At 69.2% G+C, this 21,504-nt stretch carries 13 protein-coding genes; all 13 read left to right on the top strand.

The window, feature by feature from the left end; genetic code table 11:
• Window positions 1-229: 229 nt before the first annotated feature.
• Complete coding sequence (locus ACM0O9_RS19015; protein ID WP_065186248.1) at window positions 230-8,137, top strand: ESPR-type extended signal peptide-containing protein; 7,908 nt, start codon at window positions 230-232, stop codon at window positions 8,135-8,137.
• 158 nt (window positions 8,138-8,295) lie between these two features.
• Entirely contained in the window at window positions 8,296-10,149 is a 1,854-nt protein-coding gene (locus ACM0O9_RS19020; RefSeq protein WP_235649873.1) for a S8 family peptidase, read from the top strand.
• A gap of 136 nt (window positions 10,150-10,285) precedes the next feature.
• Window positions 10,286-12,007, top strand: a complete 1,722-nt coding sequence (gene gspE / locus ACM0O9_RS19025) for a type II secretion system ATPase GspE (protein WP_235649844.1) — start codon at window positions 10,286-10,288, stop codon at window positions 12,005-12,007.
• A gap of 24 nt (window positions 12,008-12,031) precedes the next feature.
• Window positions 12,032-13,252, top strand: coding sequence for a type II secretion system protein XpsF (gene xpsF, locus ACM0O9_RS19030; protein WP_005415224.1), 1,221 nt, complete (start codon window positions 12,032-12,034; stop codon window positions 13,250-13,252).
• A 49-nt stretch (window positions 13,253-13,301) separates the two neighbouring features.
• Complete coding sequence (gspG, locus tag ACM0O9_RS19035; RefSeq protein ID WP_005415225.1) at window positions 13,302-13,745, top strand: type II secretion system major pseudopilin GspG; 444 nt, start codon at window positions 13,302-13,304, stop codon at window positions 13,743-13,745.
• Window positions 13,746-13,751: 6 nt separating this feature from the next.
• A complete protein-coding gene (gene xpsH, locus ACM0O9_RS19040) occupies window positions 13,752-14,246 on the top strand; it encodes a type II secretion system protein XpsH (RefSeq protein WP_049417201.1) in 495 nt (164 codons plus the stop codon).
• Window positions 14,243-14,662: a type II secretion system protein XpsI gene (gene xpsI / locus ACM0O9_RS19045; protein WP_005415227.1), complete on the top strand. Its 420-nt coding sequence runs from the start codon at window positions 14,243-14,245 to the stop codon at window positions 14,660-14,662. Before xpsH ends, xpsI begins: the two co-directional genes overlap by 4 nt.
• Window positions 14,659-15,291, top strand: coding sequence for a type II secretion system protein J (locus ACM0O9_RS19050; RefSeq protein ID WP_053499709.1), 633 nt, complete (start codon window positions 14,659-14,661; stop codon window positions 15,289-15,291). Before xpsI ends, ACM0O9_RS19050 begins: the two co-directional genes overlap by 4 nt.
• Complete coding sequence (locus ACM0O9_RS19055) at window positions 15,288-16,151, top strand: type II secretion system minor pseudopilin (RefSeq protein ID WP_065186247.1); 864 nt, start codon at window positions 15,288-15,290, stop codon at window positions 16,149-16,151. Before ACM0O9_RS19050 ends, ACM0O9_RS19055 begins: the two co-directional genes overlap by 4 nt.
• Window positions 16,148-17,293 carry a PilN domain-containing protein gene (locus ACM0O9_RS19060; RefSeq protein ID WP_065186246.1) on the top strand — a complete coding sequence of 382 codons (1,146 nt, stop codon included), beginning with the start codon at window positions 16,148-16,150 and terminating at the stop codon, window positions 17,291-17,293. The genes ACM0O9_RS19055 and ACM0O9_RS19060 overlap by 4 nt, the downstream gene beginning before the upstream one ends.
• Entirely contained in the window at window positions 17,268-17,975 is a 708-nt protein-coding gene (gspM, locus tag ACM0O9_RS19065) for a type II secretion system protein GspM (protein ID WP_065186245.1), read from the top strand. The genes ACM0O9_RS19060 and gspM overlap by 26 nt, the downstream gene beginning before the upstream one ends.
• A complete protein-coding gene (locus ACM0O9_RS19070; RefSeq protein ID WP_065186244.1) occupies window positions 17,965-18,753 on the top strand; it encodes a type II secretion system protein, XpsN-like in 789 nt (262 codons plus the stop codon). Before gspM ends, ACM0O9_RS19070 begins: the two co-directional genes overlap by 11 nt.
• A 9-nt stretch (window positions 18,754-18,762) precedes the next feature.
• Window positions 18,763-20,964 (top strand): type II secretion system secretin GspD, encoded by a 2,202-nt coding sequence (gene gspD / locus ACM0O9_RS19075; RefSeq protein WP_065186243.1) that lies wholly within the window; start codon window positions 18,763-18,765, stop codon window positions 20,962-20,964.
• Window positions 20,965-21,504: the final 540 nt, after the last annotated feature.

Consider the following 21,504-nt stretch of genomic DNA (forward strand, 5'->3'; position numbering starts at 1 on the left):
TCAAAGTCTTGACGATCTGCAAAGTTGCCGTTAACACTTGAACCCCGTTTCAGAACCATTCATTCCGCAGTAACCGCTCGGCGCACGCGCTCGGTTTTCTGTCGCTGCGCGCCGTTCGGCAATACCCCGCAGTAAATCACGCGAATAAACGCCCCCAGGGGACGTTGGGCCACAAGGCCCGGCGGTGGCGTTGCTTTGCCCAAAACCAGTCCAATCAGGAGCCGTACCGATGAATCGGATTTATCGCAAGGTCTGGAACAAAGCATTGGGTCAGTTGGTGGTGGCCTCGGAACTGGCCTCCTCCGACAGCAGCGGTGGTGTTGTCGACCAGCGCCGCGATACGACACAGGCCACGCCCGCGCTGTTGGCGGTGGCACTGGGCCTGGTACTGGGATTGGGCATGAGCGGTTCCGCCATTGCACAGTCAGTGCAGATCGGCGGCAGCGCTACCTGCGTCGCATTCAGCGGCAAGCTGCTGGAAAAGTGCCTGATCGAAGGCTCGGCCACGGCCAAGGGCAGCAACGCGGTGGCGATCGGCAGCAACAGCAATGCCAGCGCCGCCAACAGCGTGGCGCTGGGCGCTGGCTCCAAAGCAGCGCGGGCCAATACCGTGTCCGTCGGCGACGCCGGCAAGGAACGGCAGATCACCAACGTGGCCGCTGGTACCCAGGCCACCGATGCGGTGAACAAGTCACAGCTGGATGCGCAGGCGCGCGCCACGCAGGCCGCGCTGGCGGATGTCGCCGCAGATGGAAACCGCTATTTCAAGGCCGATGGCGCAGGTGATGACAGCGACGCGGCGAAGATCGACGGGCAGGGCGCGGTTGCAGCGGGCGCCGGTGCGCAGTCGTTGGCCAATGCCACCACCGCCATCGGTACCCAGGCGATTGCCGCCGGCCTGGGCGCCAGCGCGTTCGGCCAGGGCGCATTGGCAATCGGTGACGCCAGCGTGGTGGTCGGGCAGAGTGCTGCCGCGTTCGGTCTTGGTGACACCGCCGTCGGCGCCAGTGCCTACGCTGCAAGCGAGAATGGCGCGGCCACCGCCCTGGGTGCGCTGTCCGAAGCCACCGCCGATGGCGCCACTGCCGTGGGTGGCGGTGCCGTGGCGATGGGCCCGGGCAGTACCGCACTGGGCCGCGGCGCCACTGCCGCCAATGAAGCATCAATCGCGGTGGGTGCGTTCAGCACCGCCGTCGGTGAGTACAGCACCGCGCTGGGGTCCAACTCGGCGGCGGTTGCCACCGGCAGCGTGGCGCTGGGCGCCGGCTCGCTGGCCGACCGCGTCGATACCGTCTCTGTCGGCGCCGCCGAATATGGCCTGACCCGGCAGATCACCAGCGTCGCTGCGGGTACTGAAGATACCGACGCGGTCAATGTCGGCCAGTTGAAGAACGTGGCCGCCGTGGCCGATGCCACGGCCAAGCGTTTCCAGGCCACTGGCAGCAGCAACAGCGACGCCGGCGCGCTGGCCGAAGGTGACGAGGCGCTGGCGGCCGGCGAGGCGGCCAACGCCATCGGCAACGGCACCACCGCCGTGGGTGCCGGCGCCACGGCCGTTGCGCAGAACGCCACCGCCGTCGGCAACAACGCGCTGGCGTCGGGCCAGAACAGCGCCGCGTTCGGCAACAACGCACAGGCCAACGGCCCGGGCAGTGTCGCCGTCGGTGGTGCTGCGGTGGATGCCGACGGCAACCCGCTGATCACCAGTGGCGGCGTGCCGGTGGAAACCGGCGCCACCAGCGCAGGTGTCGGTGGCACCGCAGTCGGCGCCAGTGCCGAAGCCAGTGGATTTGCGGCGTCGTCCTACGGCGTTGGCGCGTATGCCGCCGGTGCGCAGTCGTCGGCATTCGGTGCGGTCGCCAATGCCATCGGTGACTACTCCACCGCACTGGGTACGCAGAGTACCGCCACCGGTACCAGCAGCGTCGCCATCGGCGGCCCGGCCGACCTGATTCCGGGCCTGGGCTTCTTCGTGCAGACCCAGGCCAGCGGCGAAGCCGCCACCGCGGTCGGCGCCGGCGCTATCGCCAGCGGTGATCGTGCGGTGGCCAACGGCAGCCTGACCGAAGCATCCGGTGTGGAATCCACCGCCGTGGGCTACTTCGCCTATGCCCCGGGTGAGAATGCCAGCGCGCTCGGTGCGCAGACCTGGGCCAGCGGTGCGCAGAGCACCGCCGTCGGTTATTACGCCACCGCTCGCGGTGCCAACAGCGTTGCACTGGGCGCGAACTCCGAAGCTGTCCGCGCCAACAGCGTAGCGGTCGGCAGCGCAGGCAACGAACGGCAGATCACCAGCGTTGCCGCGGGCAGTGAAGCCACCGATGCGGTCAATCTGGCCCAGTTGAAGGGCGTCGCTGCCGTGGCTGATGCCACCGCCAAGCACTTCCAGGCCACCGGCAGCAGCAACAGCGATGCCGGTGCGCTGGCCGAAGGCGAAGATGCGCTGGCCGCCGGCGAGGCGGCCAACGCGATCGGCAATGGCACCAGTGCACTGGGTGCGGGCGCCGTCGCCATCGCGCAGAGCGCCACTGCCGTCGGCAGCAATGCGCTGGCTTCGGGGCAGGGCAGCGCGGCCTTCGGCGCGGCGGCCACCGCCAGTGGCAGCAACGCCACCGCCCTGGGAACGCAGAGCAGCGCCACCGGCGCCGGCAGCGTCGCCATCGGTGGCCCGGCCGACATCGTGCCGGGCATGGGCCTGTATGTGCAGACGCGGGCCAGCGGTGTGTCCTCCACCGCGGTAGGCGGCGGTGCGGTCGCCAGTGGTGACCGTTCGTTGGCCAACGGCAGCTTCACCGAAGCAGTGGGCGCGGAATCCACCGCGCTGGGTTACTTCGCTTATGCCGCAGGCGACAACGCCAGTGCACTGGGCGCGCAGACCTGGGCCATCGGCAAGGACAGCACGGCCATCGGCTACTACGCCACCGCTGGCGCCGAAAACAGTGTCGCGCTGGGCGCCTATTCGGGCTCCAATCGGGCCAATACGGTGGCCGTGGGCACCAATGGCAATGAACGCCAGATCGTCAGCGTGGCCGCGGGTACGCAGGCGACGGATGCAGTGAACAAGGCGCAGCTGGACGCTGTGGCCAGCACCGCCGACGGCACCGCGCGCTTCTTCCAGGCACAGCCCGAAGCGGGCAGTGATGCCGGTGCGTTCGCCGAGGGCGAAGGTGCGGTTGCGGCCGGCTCCTCGAGCAACGCGGTCGGTGCTGGTGCAGTTGCACATGGCGCTGCCGCGTCAGCGATCGGTGATGACAGCGTGGCGGTGGGTCGCAACAGCAGCGCCACCGGCAACGGCGGTGTTGCCATCGGTGGCCTCGGACAGGCCTACGACGAGTACAACCAGCCGATCATCGGCGCCGACGGAAAGGCGCAACAGGTGGGCACCACGGCGGTTGCCGATGCCACGGCGGTCGGCAGCGGTGCGCAGGCCACCGGTGCCGTGAGCAGCGCGTTCGGCAATGCCGCCAAGGCCAGCGGCGACAACAGCTTCGCGGCCGGCGGCAAGTCGCGTGCGACCGGCAGCTATGCCGTTGCGGTCGGTGACAGCGCCTTCGCCAGCCGCGATGACAGCACCGCTGTCGGTGGCTACAGCTGGGCCACGGCCAGTGGTGCGAGCGCCTTCGGTTCCGGTGCATGGGCCACCGCCACCAACGCCTCGGCGTTCGGCAACGCGGCATGGGCCAGCGGCAGTGGCGCAACCTCCATCGGATACAACAGCTGGGCCAATGGTGCCAGCTCAACCGCAGTCGGCCGTGGTGCCTTCGGCTATGGCGACAACAGCGTGGCGCTGGGCTTCCAGGCGCTGGGTAACAGCCTCAACAGCATTGCCATCGGCACCAACACGGTGGCCGGTGGTGAAAGCGCGATCGCGCTCGGGGCCGGTAGCAACGCCAGCGCCAGCAACGCTGTCGCGCTCGGCGCCGGCTCGGTTGCCAACCGCGCCCGCAGCGTGTCGGTCGGCAGCACCGGCAACGAGCGGCAGATCACCAACGTCGCCGCTGGCACCCAGGCCACCGATGCGGTGAACAAGGCACAGCTGGATGCGGTCGCGAGTACCGCCACCACCACCAGCCGCTTCTTCCAGGCCAGTGGCAGCGGTGACGACGTAGCCGGTGCGCTGGTGGAGGGTGACAACGCGCTGGCCGCCGGTGATGCGGCCAACGCCATCGGCAACGGTGCCACCGCACTCGGCAGTGGTGCCAATGCGCTGGCCAACAACGCGCAGGCGATCGGTCTCAACGCGCTGGCCAGCGCCGCCAACGCCAGCGCCGTCGGTGCCAACGCACAGGCGACCGGTGAGTACGCCACCGCGCAGGGTGCGGAAAGCGAAGCCAGCGGCGAGCAGAGCGCGGCGTTCGGTGCCGCCAGCATCGCCAGTGGTGCCGGCAGTACCGCCAACGGTGTGTTGTCCGAAGCCTCCGGCGAGGAAGCCGTGGCGGTGGGCTACTTCAGCAATGCCAGCGGCAGCGGCGCCACCGCGGTCGGCAGCGAAAGCGTCGCCAGCGGCACGGCGTCGGCAGCGTTCGGCATCGGCGCCGAAGCGACCGGTGGCTACAGCACCGCCATCGGTGGCTATTCCCAGGCATCGGCGTTCAACGCCACCGCTTTCGGCAACTTCGCCAGTGCCACCGGTTCCAACAGCGTGGCGCTGGGCGGCGACTCCGAGGCGTCGGGTGCCTACAGCACCGCCACCGGCCAGGGTAGCCTGGCCACCGGCACCAACAGCGTCGCCGTCGGTGGTTCGCTGTTTGGCGTGCTGGCCACCGAAGCATCGGGCAATTACTCCACCGCCGTCGGTGGCGGCGCCTGGTCCGGCGGCATCAACAGCACCGCACTGGGCAACGCCGCCGAATCGCGCGCTGCCAACAGCGTGGCGCTGGGTGCCGATTCGATCGCGGACCGTGACAACACCGTGTCGGTAGGCGGTGCTGGCAACACCCGCCAGATCACCAACGTGGCCGATGGCACGCAGGGCAATGATGCGGTCAACAAGAACCAGCTTGACGCCGTAGCCGCAGCAGCGGAGAAGACCAGCAGGCAGTTCCAGGCCAGTGGCAACGCCGAGGGTGAAACCGGCGCCCTGGTCGAGGGTGACAACGCGCTGGCGGCCGGTGATGCGGCCAACGCCATCGGCAACGGTGCCACCGCACTCGGCAGCGGCGCCAATGCACTGGCCGCCAACGCCACGGCGGTCGGCATCGATGCGCTGGCCACCGGCAACAACGCCGCAGCACTGGGCAGTACCGCACAGGCCACCGGCGAAGACAGCCTTGCGCTCGGTACCGGCGCCAGCGCCAGCGAGCTCGGCGCCAGCGCGGTAGGGGCGCGTGCGCAGGCCAGTGGTGCGTACAGCACCGCGACCGGCACCGAATCCAACGCCAGTGGCACGCAGGCACTGGCCAGTGGCTTCCGCAGTGCCGCCTCTGCCGATGGCACCACCGCCGTCGGTGGCTATGCCGAAGCGAGCGGACGCCTCGGCACCGCGTTGGGCTACGGCTCGGCCGCCAGCGGGGCCAACACCACCGCGGTCGGCTTCGGTGCCGCCGCAGCCGGTACCGGTGCCGTGGCCGTGGGCCAGTCCAGCGAGGCCAGTGGCGAGGAGAGCGTGGCCATTGGTGGCAGCACCTTCTTCGGCTTGATCCCGTCGCGTGCCAGCGGCACCGGCGCGGCGGCCTTCGGTGCCGGCGCCTGGGCGACCGAAGATTACGCCACCGCGATCGGCTGGAATTCGTGGGCGGATGCCGCAGATGGCACGGCACTGGGCGCCAGTGCCACCGCCAGTGGGTTGAACAGCGTGGCGCTGGGCGCCGGCTCCAAGGCCGAGCGCGACAATACCGTGGCCGTGGGCACCGCGGGCGGTGAGCGCCAGGTGACGCATGTGGCAGCCGGCACCGAGGCCACCGACGCGGTGAACAAGGGCCAGCTGGACGCGGTTGCCAGCGTTGCCGACAGGACTGCCCGGCAGTTCCAGGCCAGCGGCAACGCCGACGGCGAAGCCGGTGCCCTGGTCGACGGCGACAACGCACTGGCCGCCGGTAACGCGGCCAACGCCGTCGGCAACGGCGCCACCGCGCTGGGCAGCGGAGCCAATGCCATGGCCGTCAACGCCACCGCCGTCGGCGTCGATGCCCTGGCCACCGGCAACAACGCCGCGGCTCTGGGCAACAACGCACAGGCCAGTGGTGTCGACAGCGTGGCGGTGGGCAGCGGCGCCAGCGCCAGCGAACTCGGTGCCAGCGCCAGCGGCACCGGTGCCCAGGCCAAGGGTGCCTACAGCACCGCCAGTGGTGCGCAGGCCACGGCCAGCGGCACGCAGTCGCAGGCCAGCGGCTTCCGCGCCAACGCCTCGGCTGACGGTGCCTCCGCGCTGGGCAGCTATGCCGAAGCCAGTGGCCGGCTTGGTACGGCGGTCGGCTACGGCAGCAAGGCCACCGGCGCGAATGCCACCGCAGTGGGTGTCAGCGCCAATGCGTCGGCAGCCGGCAGCATCGCACTGGGTGCCGGCTCGGTGGCTGATCGTGCCAACACCGTGTCAGTGGGCAGCAGCACCAGTGATCGTCAGATCACCCGTGTCGCCGCCGGTACCGAGCGCACCGATGCAGTCAATCGTGGCCAGCTCGATGCGGTCGCGGCGACCGCCGATGGCACCGCACGCTACGTCAAGGCCACTGGTGCGGGTACCGCCAGTGCCAGCGGCAGCGATGCCGCTGCGGTCGGTTCGGCCGCCACTGCCAGTGGTGCACGCAGCAATGCGCTGGGTGCCAACGCGATGGCCATTGGCAATGGTGCGCTTGCACTGGGCAACAGCGCCGGCGCGTCCGGTGCGAACTCGGTGGCTCTGGGGGCGGGTTCGCGTGCGCTCGATGCCAACGTGGTCTCGGTCGGCGGCGGCAATGGCACCGATGGCCCGGCCACGCGGCGCATCGTCAATGTGGCCGACGGCCGCATCGCTGCCGGCAGCACCGATGCGGTCACCGGTTCGCAGCTCAACGTCACCAACCAGCGCGTGGGCGCAGTGGAAACCCGCGTCGGTGATTTCGATTCGCGCATCGCGACGGTCGAGACCACGGCGGCCAGTGCAGTCGGCTATGACGACGCCAGCCGTGATCGCCTGACCCTCTCCGGCTTCCAGGGCACCACCATCGACAACGTCGGTGCCGGCAGCATCGCCGCCGGCAGCCGCCAGGCGATCAATGGCGGGCAGTTGTTCCAGTCGCTCAGTGATGCCGCCAGCTTCCTCGGCGGTGGCGCCAGCGTCGGCATGCAGGGCGTGTTCGTGGCGCCGAACTACGTGATCCAGGGCGCCACCTACAGCAACGTCGGCGATGCGCTCGGTGCGCTGGACCGCAAGGTCAGCGAGATCGATCGCCGCACCGCCGGAGGCACGCGTTCGGGAACGGCAAGCCTGCGTTCGATGAGTGCCTCGCTGGATGAAAGCGCACTGGCCAGCGTCGCCGACGCACCGGCCACCGCCGACGCGGCACCGGCCAGCACCGCACGCGTGCAGGGCACGCCGACGGCCGCCGCCGCCGGTGCCGGGATTCCGGTTGGCACCCCGGCCACGGGCTTCAATGCCGTCGCCATGGGGGAGGGCGCAGTGGCCAGTGGCGCCTCGTCCACCGCCATCGGCCAGGGTGCCAGTGCCACGGCTGCCAACGCGGTGGCTTTGGGCCAGGGCTCGGTTGCCGATCGTGCCAACACCGTGTCGGTCGGTAGCGAAGGCAACGAACGCCAGGTCACCAACGTCGCCGCCGGCACCACTGCCACCGACGCCGTCAACAAGGGCCAGCTGGACCGTGGCATGGCCACTGCCAACAGCTACACCGACAGCCGCGTGCAGGCCGTCGCCGACAGCTTCGATGTGTTCAAGGGCGAGATCGACGGGCGCCTGCGCCACATGGATCGCCGCATCGACCGCCAGGGCGCCATGAGCGCGGCGATGCTCAACATGGCCACCAGTGCCGCCGGTATCCGCACCCAGAACCGGGTCGGCGTCGGCATCGGTTTCCAGGGCGGCGAGTCGGCGTTGTCGCTGGGCTACCAGCGTGCGATCAGCGATCGCGCCACGGTCACCTTCGGCGGTGCCTTCAGCAGTGACGACAGCTCGGTCGGCGTTGGTGCCGGCTTCGGCTGGTAAGCCAAACCACTGCGCCGGCGGCCACCCACGCCGGCGCCAAACCTGCAATCAGGGCCTGGGGGGAGGTCACGGCAATCCCGGCTGGGCCGGCCGGGAGTCGTCAAGGAATGATGGCCGCAGTGTTGGTTCGATCCATGACCCAGAAGAGGAATTTCGACGTGATCAAGAAGCAGAACCTTCGCATCAATGTGCTTGCCGCCGCCGTGCTGTCGATGACCGCGGTGGGTGCCGTCCACGCCGCCGGGTTGCCGACCCGTGAACCGGTGCGCCAGGCCAGCACCGCCGAGCCGGGCGCCGAGCGCATCATCGTCAAGTATCGTGCTGGCACCGCTGCGGCGGACAACCGTTCGGCCAAGCTGTCCGCCGTGCAGTCCGCGCTGACCCGCGCCAGCCTGTCCGGTGGCACCGCCCGCGCCAGCACGCTTGGCCCGCAGGTCGTGCGCAAGCTCGGCGTCGGTGCCGACCTGATCCGCCTGCAGGGCCGCCTGGCGCCTGCGGAACTGCAGCGCGTGCTGAAGGAGCTGAAGGCCGACCCGGCCGTGCAGTACGCCGAAGCCGACGTGAAGCTGCGCCGCACCGAGCTGCGCGCCGGTGACGTGCAGCCGGCGCTGGCGCCGAACGATCCGTACTACCAGCAGTACCAGTGGCACCTGCACAACGCCACCGGTGGCATCAACGCACCGTCGGCGTGGGATGTATCGCAGGGCGAGGGCGTGGTGGTGGCCGTGCTCGACACCGGCATCCTGCCGCAGCACCCGGACCTGGTCGGCAACCTGCTGGAAGGCTACGACTTCATCAGCGACGCCGAGACGTCGCGCCGTGCCACCAACGATCGCGTGCCGGGCGCGCAGGACTATGGCGACTGGGTCGAGAACGACAATGAGTGCTACACCGGCTCCGTCGCGGAGGACAGCTCCTGGCACGGTACCCATGTGGCCGGCACCGTGGCCGAGCAGACCAACAACGGCGTCGGCATGGCCGGTGTCGCGCACAAGGCCAAGGTGCTGCCGGTCCGCGTGCTCGGCAAGTGCGGTGGCTACCTTTCCGATATCGCCGACGCCATCACCTGGGCCTCCGGCGGCACCGTGGCGGGCGTGCCCGCCAATGCCAACCCGGCCGAGATCATCAACATGAGCCTGGGTGGAAGTGGCAGCTGTGACGGAACCTACCAGGATGCGATCAATGGCGCGATCTCGCGTGGCACCACCGTGGTCGTGGCGGCCGGCAACGAGACCGACAACGCATCCAAGTACCGTCCGGCCAGTTGCGACGGCGTAGTGACCGTCGGCGCCACCCGCATCACCGGCGGCATCACCTACTACTCCAACTACGGCACCCGCGTGGACCTGTCCGGTCCGGGTGGTGGCGGCAGCGTCGATGGCAATCCGGGCGGCTACGTCTGGCAGTCCGGTTCCGATGCGGCCACCACGCCGGAGTCAGGCAGCTACAGCTACATGGGCATGGGTGGCACGTCGATGGCCTCGCCGCACGTGGCTGCCGTCGCTGCACTGGTGCAGAGCGCGCTGATCGCCAAGGGCAAGGATCCGCTGGCCCCCGCCGCGATGCGCGCGCTGCTGAAGGAAACCGCGCGCCCGTTCCCGGTCAGTATCCCGGCCGCCACTCCGATCGGCACCGGCATCGTCGATGCCAAGGCGGCGCTGGCCAAGGCACTGGAAGAGCCGTGCACCGAGAACTGCGGGCCGGTGGCGACGCCGCTGACCAACAAGGCCGCCGTGGGGGGCCTGAACGGTACGGCCGGCAGCAGCCGCCTGTACAGCTTCGAGGCAGCCGCCGGAAAGCAGCTCAGCGTGATCACCTACGGTGGCACCGGCAACGTGTCGGTCTACATCGCCCAGGGACGCGAGCCGAGCGCCAGCGACAACGATGGCAAGTCGACCCGTCCCGGCACGTCCGAAACGGTACGGGTGAACAAGCCGGTGGCAGGCACCTACTACATCAAGGTGGTGGGCGAAGCGGCCTACAACGGCGTGAGCATCCTCGCCACGCAGTAAGCCTGACGTGTCGTAGTTGAACGGCCGAGGCCCGTCATCCTGTGTGACGGGCTTCGTCTTTTTACGAAAGCTGGCCGCAGGGCGGCGGAAATCATGGCTTAACTGCTAAAGTCGGTCCGATTGACAGGAGAGTCACGTGAACGCGCTCGCTGCAACCGTTACCGACGATGCCGAAGGCCGCATCCTGGATGCGCTGCTGGCACGCGGCCGGCTCAAGGAAGGAGACCTGGCGCGCGCGCGGCCGCTGCACGCCGAGGCCGGCGGCAGCCTGCTGGGCCTGCTGGTGCGCCTGGGCCTGGTGTCTGAACGCGACCAGGCACAGGCCAGCGCCGAGGTGCTGGGCCTGCCGCTGCTGGAGGGCAAACAGGTGCCGGAGGCCCCGCCGCAGGCGCTGGCCGAGGGACTGCCGCTGTCGCTGCGTTTCCTGAAGCAGTTCCATGTGTGCCCGCTGGAGTTGAATGAACACGGGGTGCGTCTGTGGCTGGCCGATGCCCACGATGCCTATCCGCAGCAGGCCGTGCAGTTGGCGCTGGGGGTTCCGGTGACACCGGTGCTGGGCATGCGCGCGGAGATCGATGACCTGGTCGAGCGCTGGTTCGGCCAGGGCCGCAGCGCGATGGGCGCGATCGTGGAAACCGCCGATGGCGAGGGCGGCGCGGTCGACGATATCGAGCACCTGCGCGACCTCGCTTCGGAAGCGCCGGTGATCCGTCTGGTCAACCTGGTTATCCAGCGTGCGGTGGAACTGCGCGCTTCGGATATCCATGTCGAACCGTTCGAGAGCCGGTTGAAGGTCCGCTACCGGGTCGATGGCGTGCTGATGGAGGGCGAGAGCCCGCCGGCCAATCTCACCGCCGCGGTGATCAGCCGCATCAAGATCATGGCCCGGCTCAACATCGCCGAGCGCCGCCTGCCGCAGGACGGCCGCATCATGCTGCGCGTGCAGGGCAAGGAGCTGGACCTGCGCGTGAGTACCGTGCCTACCGCGCATGGCGAAAGCGTGGTGATGCGCCTGCTGGACCGCGAAACGGTGGTCTTCGATTTCCACCGGCTCGGCTTCACCGACGCCTTCCTGCCGCAGTTCCGCAAGGTGCTGGAACAGCCGCACGGCATCCTGCTGGTGACCGGCCCGACCGGCTCGGGCAAGACCACCACGCTGTACACCGCGCTGAGCCAGCTCAACACCGCCGACGTCAAGATCATCACGGTGGAAGATCCGGTCGAATACCAGATCGAGGGCATCAACCAGATCCAGGCCAAGCCGCAGATCGGCCTGGATTTCGCCAACGCGCTGCGCAGCATCGTCCGCCAGGATCCGGACATCATCATGATCGGTGAAATGCGCGACCTGGAAACCGCGCGCATCGCCATCCAGTCGGCACTGACCGGCCACCTGGTGCTGTCCACCCTGCACACCAACAATGCGGCCGGTGGCATCACCCGCCTGCTCGACATGGGCGTGGAGGATTACCTGCTCACCTCGACCATCAACGGCATCCTGGCCCAGCGCCTGGTGCGCCGGCTGGAGCCCACCCATGCCGAACGCTACGCAGCCTCGCCAGAGGAGATCGAACGCTTCGAGCTGCGCCGCCTGCAGCCGGAGGGACCGATCCACCTTTACCGTCCGAAGCCCTCGGCGCTGGCGCCGACCGGCTACCTGGGGCGTACCACCATCATGGAATTCCTGGTGATGAACGATGCGCTGCGGCGTGCGGTGATGCGTCGCGATGGCATGGGCGAGATCGAGCGCATCGCCCGCGAAGCCGGCATGCGCACCATGTACGAGGATGGCCTGTCCAAGGCGCTGAGCGGACAGACCACCATCGAGGAAGTGCTGCGCGTGACCGAGGAAAGCTGATGCGCGCAGGACGCCGGGGCTGACATGCCGAACTACCGCTACAAGGCGCTCAATCCGCACGGTGAGGTCTTCGACGGGCAGATGGAAGCGGCCAGCGAGGCCGAGCTGATCGCGCGCCTGCAGGACCAGGGCCACCTGCCGATGGAGACGCAGCTGGCCGACGCCGGCGCGATCGGCGGCCGCAGCTGGCGCAACCTGCTGCAGCAGCGCCCCCTGCAGGGCGCCGCCCTGCTGCAGTTCACCCAGCAGCTGGCGACCCTGCTCGGTGCCGGCCAGCCGCTGGACCGCGCGCTGTCGATCCTGCTGGGGTTGCCCGAGGACGAACGATCGCGCCGCGCGATCACCGACATCCGCGACGTGGTGCGCGGCGGTGCACCGCTGTCCACCGCGCTGGAACGCCAGCATGGGCTGTTCTCGCGCCTTTACGTGAACATGGTGCGCGCCGGCGAAGCCGGCGGCAGCCTGCATGAAACCCTGCAACGCCTGGCCGACTACCTGGAGCGCAGCCGCGCGCTGCAGGGCAAGGTCATCAACGCGCTGGTCTACCCGGCGATCCTGCTGGTGGTGGTGGGCGGTGCGCTGCTGTTCCTGCTTGGCTACGTGGTGCCGCAGTTCGCGCAGATGTACGAGAGCCTGGACGTGGCGCTGCCGTGGTTCACCAATGCGGTGCTGCAGCTGGGCCTGTTCGTGCGCGACTGGTGGGTGCTGCTGCTGGTGGTGCCGGCGCTGCTGGCGCTGTTCTTCGAGCGCAAGGCGCGGCAACCGGCGTTCCGGCTGGCGCTGGATGGCTGGCTGCTGCAGCGCCGTGGCATCGGCCGTCTCGTCGGTGAACTGGAGACCGCGCGCCTGGCGCGCACGCTGGGCACCCTGCTGCGCAACGGCGTACCCCTGCTGGGCGCACTGGGCATCGCGCGCAACGTACTGGGCAACCGCGCGCTGGCCGCCGATGTGGAAGCGGCCGCCGATGAAGTGAAAAATGGTGCCGGCCTGTCGCTGGCACTGTCGCGCGGCAAGCGCTTCCCGCGCCTGGCCCTGCAGATGATCCAGGTCGGCGAGGAATCCGGCGCCCTCGATACCATGCTGCTGAAGGCCGCCGACACCTTCGAACAGGATAGTGCCCGGCGCATCGACCGCCTGCTGGCGGCGATGGTGCCGGCGATCACCCTGGTGCTGGCCTCGGTGGTGGGCGCGGTGATCGTGGCCGTGCTGGTGCCGCTGTACGACCTGACCAATGCCATCGGTTGACGATGGCACTCCCTGCAACCCCGACACTCCGCAACTGAAAGGACCGTCCATGATTGCCCGTCGCCGACCGATCCGCCTTTCCTTCACCGCCGCGCGCAACCAGTCGGGCATGAGCCTGCTGGAAATCATCATCGTCATCGTGCTGATCGGCGCGGTGCTGACCCTGGTCGCCAGCCGCGTACTGGGCGGTGCCGACCGTGGCAAGGCCAACATCGCCAAGGCGCAGGTGCAGACCGTGGCGTCCAAGATCGACAACTACCAGATCGACACCGGCAAGCTGCCCGGCTCGCTCAATGACCTGGTGACCGCACCGGCCGGTGTTGGCGGCTGGCTCGGTCCGTACGCCAAGCCGGCCGACCTGAACGACCCGTGGGGCCACGCCCTGGAATACCGCGCACCGGGCGAAGGCCAGCCGTATGAGCTGGTCAGCCTGGGCAAGGATGGCAAGGCCGGCGGTAGCAGCGTCGACGCTGACATCCGCTACCAGCCGTAACCGCGCATGACGTATTTCCTGCCGCGCCGGTTGCCCCACCCGCGCCTGCACGGCAGGCGCGCGGCGGGACTGTCGCTGCTGGAAATGCTGCTGGTGATCGCACTGATCGCGGCGATCGGCCTGATCACCGCCGCTGGCCTGTCGCGTGGTTTCGCCGGCATGCAGCTGCGCAGCGCCGGCAAGGACATCGCCAGCCAGCTGCGCATGGTGCGCGCGCAGGCAATCGCCCGCGGCGAACCGCAGCGCTTCGTCATCGAGCCGGCGCGGCGGCGCTGGGAGGGCGCCAACCAGCGCCACGGTGAGGTGCCCGCACAGCTGCAGGTGCAGTTCGAAGGCGCCGCGCAGCTGGCCACCGCGCCAGGGCAGGGCGTGATCGAATTCCATCCCGATGGTGGCTCCAGCGGTGGCCGCATCCGGTTGCAGCGCGACGGCGCCGAATGGCGCGTCGACGTCGGCTGGCTCACCGGCGAGGTCCGCTCCGGCCCCTGGCGGGCGCAATGAAGCGGCGCGCGCGTGGCTTCACCCTGCTGGAAGTGATCATCGCCTTCGCCCTGCTGGGCCTGGCGTTGACCCTGCTGCTGGGCAGCCTGTCCGGCGGCGCAAAACAGGTGCGCGATGCCGAGCTGCGCACGCGCGCGGTGCTGCATGCACAGTCGTTGCTGGCCGAGGCCGGCGTTGACGCACCGCTGCAGGTGGGCAGCCAGCAGGGTGACTGGGAACAGGGGCGCTATCACTGGGAACTGCAGGTTCAGCCGTGGGTGGAACCACGCGCTGGCAATGTCGTGCAGGCCACGTCACCGGGGACCCCATGGCTGGCAGAGCTGCAATTGCAGGTGCGTTGGGGTGACAGCGAGCGCGAGCAGCTGCGCTGGCGCAGCCTGCGCCTGTTGCCGCCCGACCTGGAGAATGCGCGGTGAGGCGCCGCGCCGCAGGTTTCACCCTGGTCGAAGTGATGCTGGCCACCGTGCTGCTGGCCGGCGGCCTGGCGTTGGCCTTTGCCAGCGTGCGCTCGGCGATGGCGGTCAGCCAGCGTGGCGAGCAGATCGCCGCCGAGAGCGAACGCATGCGCGCGGTCGAGTCCTTGCTTCGCAGGCAGCTGGCGGGCGCGTTGCGCACCCCGCTTGAGGTTCCGGACCCCACCCGCGAACCGATCTTCTTCCAGGGGGAGGAGCAACGCATGTTGTTCGCCGCCGACCTGCCCGGATACCTCGGCCGTGGCGGCCCCTACCTGCACGCGCTGCAGGTCGACGGACGCGATGGCCAACAGCGCCTGCTGCTGGACCTGGTGCTGCTGCAGGAAGGCGAGCGCATCGCCGAGAATCCACCGCGCCCGCCCGAGGTGCTGGTGGAGAACCTGAAGTCGGTGCAGCTGCGCTATCGGGGTATCGATGCCAGCACTGGGCAGGTGACCGACTGGATGCCGCGCTGGGACGACACCCGCCGCCTGCCGATGCTGGTGGAGATCCAGATCGTGCCGGCCCGGGGAGCGCCGTGGCCACCGCTGGTGGTGGCGCTGCGCGCCGGTGGCAGCGGAGGCGCGCGATGAGGCGTCAGGCTGGGGCGGCATTGGTGCTGGTGCTGTGGCTGATCGCGTTGATGACCGCGCTGGTCGGCGCATTCGCGCTGAGCGCACGGGTCGAACACCTGCAGCAGCGCGTGCTGGATGACGATGCACGCGGGCAGGAACGTGCGCGTGCCGGCCTCGAATATGCCCTGCTGCGCCTGTCGGCCGATCCGCAGCGCGCGCCCTGGCGTGCCGATGGCCGGACCTATCGCTGGCAGTTCGACGACGCCAGCATCGAGATCAAGGTGCTGGACGAGAACGGCAAGATCAACCTGAACCTGGCCGATGCCGCGCTGCTGACCGCCTTCCTCAAGGCGCTGGGTGAAGACGATGCCCAGGCCCGGCAGCTGGCCGCGGCCATCATCGACTGGCGTGACGAGGACAGCCTGCTGCAGCCGGGCGGTGGTGCTGAAGCGCAGGACTACGCCGCAGCCGGGTTGCCCTATGGCCCACGCAACAAGCGCTTCGAGACCCTGGGCGAGCTGCAGCGCGTGCTGGGCATGCGCGGCACGCTGTACCGGGCGATGTTGCCGCACCTGACCCTGTACAGCCGCCAGGCCCGGCCGGATCCGCAGTTCGCCAGTGCGCCGGTGCTGAGCGCGCTGGGGCTGGATGCGGACAGGGTGATGGCGCAGCGCGCACAGCAGGAGCGTGATGCAGATTCCGCTGGTGGTACGACAACGCTTGCCAGCAGCAGCGGCACCTATAGTATCGAGTCCGCTGCCATCGACAGCAGTGGACGCAGGTCGGTGTTGCAGGCAGTGGTACGCAGTGGCTCGGGCGGGGTTCCCGGGCGGACCTACACAGTGCTTCGCTGGGAGCAGGGAATGACAGCAAGATGACGGCGTGGCAGGACAGTCTGCGGCAAGTGCAGGGCCGGATCGGCCCGGGTGCTGGCCGCTTCCTGCGCTGGTGGCGGCAGTCGCTGCTGGCCTGGGTACCGGTGCGCTGGCAATGGGCGTTGGGCTGGGGCCAGGCCCGCCTGTTGCTGCAGCCTGAGAGCGACCAGCTGCAGGTCTGGCGTGAGGCCGGTGAACGCCGCGAAGTGGTGGCGCGCCTGCCGTGGCCGCTGTCGCCGGTGGAACTGGACCGGGTACTCGAGCCGCGCCTGCGCAGCCTGCCCCGGGTGTGGCTGCTGCCCGCGGCGGATGTGCTGCGGCGCACGCTGCGCCTGCCCGCCGCGGCGGCTGACCGCCTGCGTGCCGTGGTCGGTTTCGAAATCGACCGGCAGACCCCGTTCGAAGCGTCCCAGGTCAGCTATGACGTGCGTGAACTCGGCGCGGGCGGCGAAGGGCAGTTGCAGGTCGAACTGGTGGCGTGGCCACTGCGGCAGCTGGAAGCATGGCGCACGCGGGTGGGCCAATGGGCCGATGCGCTGGCCGGCGTCGATGCCATCGATGCGCAGGGCAACGTGTTGCAGGTGAACCTGCTGCCGCCCGCGCAGCGCCAATTGCGGCCAGACCCGATGCGGCGCTGGAACCTGCTGCTGGCAGCGGCATCCGTCGTGATGCTGGTACTGGCCGCGGTGCAGTTGCTGGACAACCGCCAGGCCGCCGCCGACGAACTGCGTGCGCAGGTCGAGCGCAGCGCGCGCAGCGCGCGTGGCGTGGCCAGCGAACGCGCGCAGCTGCAGGCGCTGATCGATGGTGCTGCGTTCCTTGAGAAGCAGCGCAACCAGCGCGCCGGTACGGTGGAGATCTGGAACGAACTGACCCGGCGCCTGCCGGAAGGCACCTACCTGGAAAAGCTGGCGATCGAGAACAACAACCTGCAGCTGATCGGCCTGAGCCGCGAAGCATCGCAGCTGGTGCAGCTGCTGCAGGATGCACCGCAGTGGCGCAAGGTCAACCTGACCGGGGTGCTGCAGGCCGATGGCGCGGCCAGTGGCCGCGACCGCTTCACCATGACCGCCGAACTGCAGCCGTTGCCGGCCGCAGCACCGACCCCGGAGGCGGCCGATGCCGATGCCAAGCGCACGCCGTGATCGCTGGTTGGCGCTGGCACTGCTGCTGGCAGTGCTGGGCCTGGCTTATCTGCTGCTGGTGCACCCCTGGTTCACCCAGCCGCTGCGTGCGATCGATGCCGATGTCGCCGCCCTGCGCGAACGCGAGTCGCGCGTGCAGGCGCAGCTGCAGCAGCAGCCGCAGATCGAACAGCGCCTTCGCGCTACCCGCGAGGCACTGCAGCAGCGGCCAGGCTTCCTGCGCGAAGCCACTGCCGAAGCTGCCGCCGCTGCATTGGGCGCCCGGCTGCAGGATGCGGTGGCGATGGCCAGCCCGGGCAACCGCAGCTGCACCATCAGCAACCGCACGCCGCTGACCGACAACCGGCGCGATGCCGAGTTCGTGCGCGTCGCCATGCAGGTGCGCCTGCGCTGCGGCGTGGCCGAACTGGCCACCGTGCTGCACAGCCTCGAAACCGGCAGCCCCCGCCTGTTCGTCGACAACCTCAACCTGATCGCGCAGCGCTTCCAGCAATCGCCGAACGAATCGGGGCTGGGCCTGGATGTGTCCTTCGAGCTGGCCGGCTATCTGCTGCCAGGCGCCGCCGCCGACGGCACGGTACCGGCACCCGCTGCGGCACCGTCCACGTCGCCGGCCGAGGCCACGCCTGCGCCCCAGCCGGCGCCCCCGTCCGAAGGGCCGGAGGTGGCCGATGAAGCTTGAGCAGATCAGCCTGCGTACCGGCTTCCTGCTGGCACTGGCCGGCTGGGCGGCGGCGGTCTGGCTGTCAACCGTGTTCGGGCTGGGCAGCCAGCTGCCGGGCGCCGACGGTGATGCCGACGCCGCGCCATCGCTGCCATCGCTGCCGCCGCTGGCGGCCGAGCGCATGGCCAGCGCCGACAGCTACAGCGCGATCGGTGAGCGCCCGCTATTCGCCGAAGACCGCAGGCCGCGGCCCTATCTGCTGGGGGGCAGCGAACCGGCGGCCAGTGCCGCGTTGCGCCTGACCGGCGTGCTGCTGACCGGCGATTTCGGCATGGCCACCTTCACCACCGAACAGAACCGCTCGCTGCGCCTGCGTCTCAACGGCGAAGCCGTGGATGGCTGGCAGCTGGTGGCGCTGCAGCCGCGCCAGGCCACGGTGATCGGCCCCGGTGGCAACCAGGTCCTGGAACTGGCCGTGTTCAACGGCCAGGGCGGTGAGCCGCCGACGGTGCTGCGCGGTGCCAACGGTGTACCGCCTGCAGGTGCGATCGTTGTGCCGCCTTCGGCGGGTGCTCCGCCGGCGCCGTCCCCGGTCGCGGCCACCCCACCGACGCCGCCCGCCGGCAATGCCCCCACACCTGCGGCGTCAGCTGCAAAAACACCACCGGCCAACAACAACGGTCCCAGCGAAGCGCAGATGCAGGCCATCCGCGAACGCATCCAGGCCCGTCGCCGCCAGCTGCAACAACAGCAGCAACAACCGTCGCCGCCCCCGGGCGATGGCACCAACCGATAGAGTGAATGCATGAACCTGCGTTTTCTTCCCTGGTCCTTTGCCCTCGCGCTGCTGGTCGGCTGCAGTACGGTGTCCGCGCCGCACGTGCAGCGCAACGGCAACCTGTCGCCCAGTGCCGATGCCGGCCAGGCAGCCGACGTCGCCGCCGATGCCGCCCGCGAGAGCCAGGGCGCACCGCAGGCGGTGATCCGCCGCGGCACCGGCACCATGATCAACCGTGAGGCCGCGCGCGCACCGGCACCGGCGCTGCATGGCGCCAGCACCGGCGAGGCCACCTTCAACTTCGAAGGCGAATCGCTGCATGCGGTGGTCAAGGCCATCCTTGGTGACATGCTTGGCCAGAACTACGTGATCGCACCGGGCGTGCAGGGCACGGTCACCCTGGCCACGCCCAAGCCGGTCTCGCCGGCGCAGGCGCTGAACCTGCTGGAGATGGTGCTGGGCTGGAACAACGCACGCATGGTCTACAGCGGTGGGCGCTACAACATCGTCGCCGCCGACCAGGCGCTGGCCGGCACGGTCGCGCCGAGCACCGCGCCGGCGGCCAGCGCACGCGGCTTCGAGGTCCGCGTGGTCCCCCTGCAGTTCATCTCGGCCACCGAGATGAAGAAGGTGCTGGAGCCGTATGCGCGCCCCAACGCCATCGTCAACGTGGACAGCGGCCGCAACGTGATCACCCTCGGTGGTACGCGCGCAGAACTGGAAAACTACCTGCGCACCGTCGAGATCTTCGACGTCGACTGGTTGTCGGGCATGTCGGTGGGCGTGTTCCCGATCCAGTCGGGCAAGGCTGAGCAGGTCGCGGCCGACCTGGAAAAGGTGTTCGGCGAAGAGAGCAAGACGCCCAGTGCTGGCATGTTCCGTTTCCTGCCGCTGGAGAACGCCAACGCCGTGCTGGTGATCACGCCGCAGGTACGCTACCTGGACCAGATCCAGCAGTGGCTGGATCGCATCGACACCGCAGGTGGCAGCGCCCGCCTGTTCTCCTACGAGCTGCGCTACATCAAGGCACGCGACCTGGCCGAGCGCCTCAGCGAGGCCTTCGCCAGCAGTGGCAACCGCGGCGGCTCCGGCCCGGCCTCGCTGGCACCGGGCGCCATCCCGTCGCAGCTGGGCGGTGACGGCGATCGTGGCATGGACAACAACAGCAGCACCCTCGGCTCGACGCTGGGCGGGAGCAGTGGCAGTAGCAGCAGCAACGGCAGCCTGAACCTGCCGCAGCGCCAGCCCGGCAACGTCAGTGTCAGCCTGGAAGTGGAGGGCGACCGCGTCGGCGTGTCGGCGGTGGAGGAGACCAACACCCTGCTGGTTCGCTCGACGCCGCAGGCCTGGCGCTCGATCCGCGAGGTGATCGAGAAGCTGGACGTGATGCCGCTGCAGGTGCACATCGAGGCACAGGTGGCCGAAGTCGCGCTGACCGGTGACCTGAAGTATGGCGTGAACTGGTTCTTCGACAACGCCGTGGCTGGTCGCGCGCTGACCGGCGCACTGGCAGGCCTGACCCTGCCGCCGGCAGCGGGCGGTTCGTGGAATACCTTCGCCGGCGGTGTCACCGGCAACGACGGCGTGGGCTGGGCGTTCACCGGCCACAACGCGGCCGCCGTGGTCAGCGCGCTGGACAAGGTCACCGACCTGCGCCTGCTGCAGACACCGTCGGTGTTCGTGCGCAACAACGCCGAGGCCACGCTCAACGTTGGCGACAAGGTGCCGATCAACACCACCACGGTGAACACCGGCGTGGGCACCAGCACCTACAGCTCGGTGCAGTACATCGACACGGGCGTGATCCTCAAGGTACGCCCGCGCGTGACCCGCGATGGCACTGTGTTCCTGGATATCGTGCAGGAGGTCAGCAGCGCCTCCGACGTGCCGGACGCCTGCAACCCGAACGAGCGCAACTGCAACCCGCGCATCTCGACCAAGAAGCTGTCCACCGAAGCGGCGGTACAGAGCGGCGACACCATCATGCTGGCGGGCCTGATCACCGACTCGGCCACCGATGGCAGCAGCGGCATTCCGGGCCTGAGCAGGATTCCGGTGGTCGGTGCGTTGTTCGGGCAGAAGACCCGCACCAGCCGTCGTTCGGAAGTGATCGTGCTGCTGACCCCGACCATCGTCCGCAACAGCCAGGAATCGCGCAACCTGACCGATGAGTACAGCAAGCGCTTCCGCGCGATGGAGCCGCTGAACCAGCCGCGCGCGAAGAAGTAAGGGGTTTACGGCCGGGCGGCGCCCGGCACCCGCGGTAGTGCCGGCCGCTGGCCGGCAACAGCAGCGGCAACAGCCAAAGCCACAGCAACAGCGGGCATTCCGTGGGATGGCGGGGCGGTGTGGGTGGGCAGGACACGCCGTAAACCCCCAGACCGGCCCAGCCGCTGGCGGCTGGGCGTTCGGGCGCTTGCGAAGCAGTGCTTCGCAAGCAAAGCGCCCTCACCCCTGGGGGCTCGATGGCGCCATCCATGGCGCCAACGGTCCTGCCCACCCACCCCGCCCCACCTCTGACAGATTCCCGCGGCTGTTGGCAGGTGTCGACCTTGGTCGACACGGTAGATCCACGCCATGCGTGGATGACTGTCTGTCAGATTTCGAAATCAGGAAATGGGGTCAGATCCGTTTTCCGCTGGAAAACGGATCTGACCCCCATCAGCACGTCCAACAGATCGCAGAAATCTGTCGAAGGCGGGGTGGGTCCGGTTGCGGGGGACGCCGTAAACCCATCCTTGGTGGCTTGGCCGCGGCATCCATGCCGCG

This window comes from Stenotrophomonas sp. FR012 (assembly GCF_047520565.2).
Lineage (GTDB): Bacteria > Pseudomonadota > Gammaproteobacteria > Xanthomonadales > Xanthomonadaceae > Stenotrophomonas > Stenotrophomonas sepilia.

Bases quoted from the DNA above. Each gene is read 5' to 3' on its own strand.
- ACM0O9_RS19015 (WP_065186248.1), top strand. From the start codon at position 230: ATGAATCGGATTTATCGCAAGGTCTGGAACAAAGCATTGGGTCAGTTG.
- xpsF (WP_005415224.1), top strand. From the start codon at position 12,032: ATGCCGAACTACCGCTACAAGGCGCTCAATCCGCACGGTGAGGTCTTC.
- gspG (WP_005415225.1), top strand. From the start codon at position 13,302: ATGATTGCCCGTCGCCGACCGATCCGCCTTTCCTTCACCGCCGCGCGC.
- xpsH (WP_049417201.1), top strand. From the start codon at position 13,752: ATGACGTATTTCCTGCCGCGCCGGTTGCCCCACCCGCGCCTGCACGGC.
- xpsI (WP_005415227.1), top strand. From the start codon at position 14,243: ATGAAGCGGCGCGCGCGTGGCTTCACCCTGCTGGAAGTGATCATCGCC.
- ACM0O9_RS19055 (WP_065186247.1), top strand. From the start codon at position 15,288: ATGAGGCGTCAGGCTGGGGCGGCATTGGTGCTGGTGCTGTGGCTGATC.
- ACM0O9_RS19060 (WP_065186246.1), top strand. From the start codon at position 16,148: ATGACGGCGTGGCAGGACAGTCTGCGGCAAGTGCAGGGCCGGATCGGC.
- gspM (WP_065186245.1), top strand. From the start codon at position 17,268: ATGCCGATGCCAAGCGCACGCCGTGATCGCTGGTTGGCGCTGGCACTG.
- ACM0O9_RS19070 (WP_065186244.1), top strand. From the start codon at position 17,965: ATGAAGCTTGAGCAGATCAGCCTGCGTACCGGCTTCCTGCTGGCACTG.
- gspD (WP_065186243.1), top strand. From the start codon at position 18,763: ATGAACCTGCGTTTTCTTCCCTGGTCCTTTGCCCTCGCGCTGCTGGTC.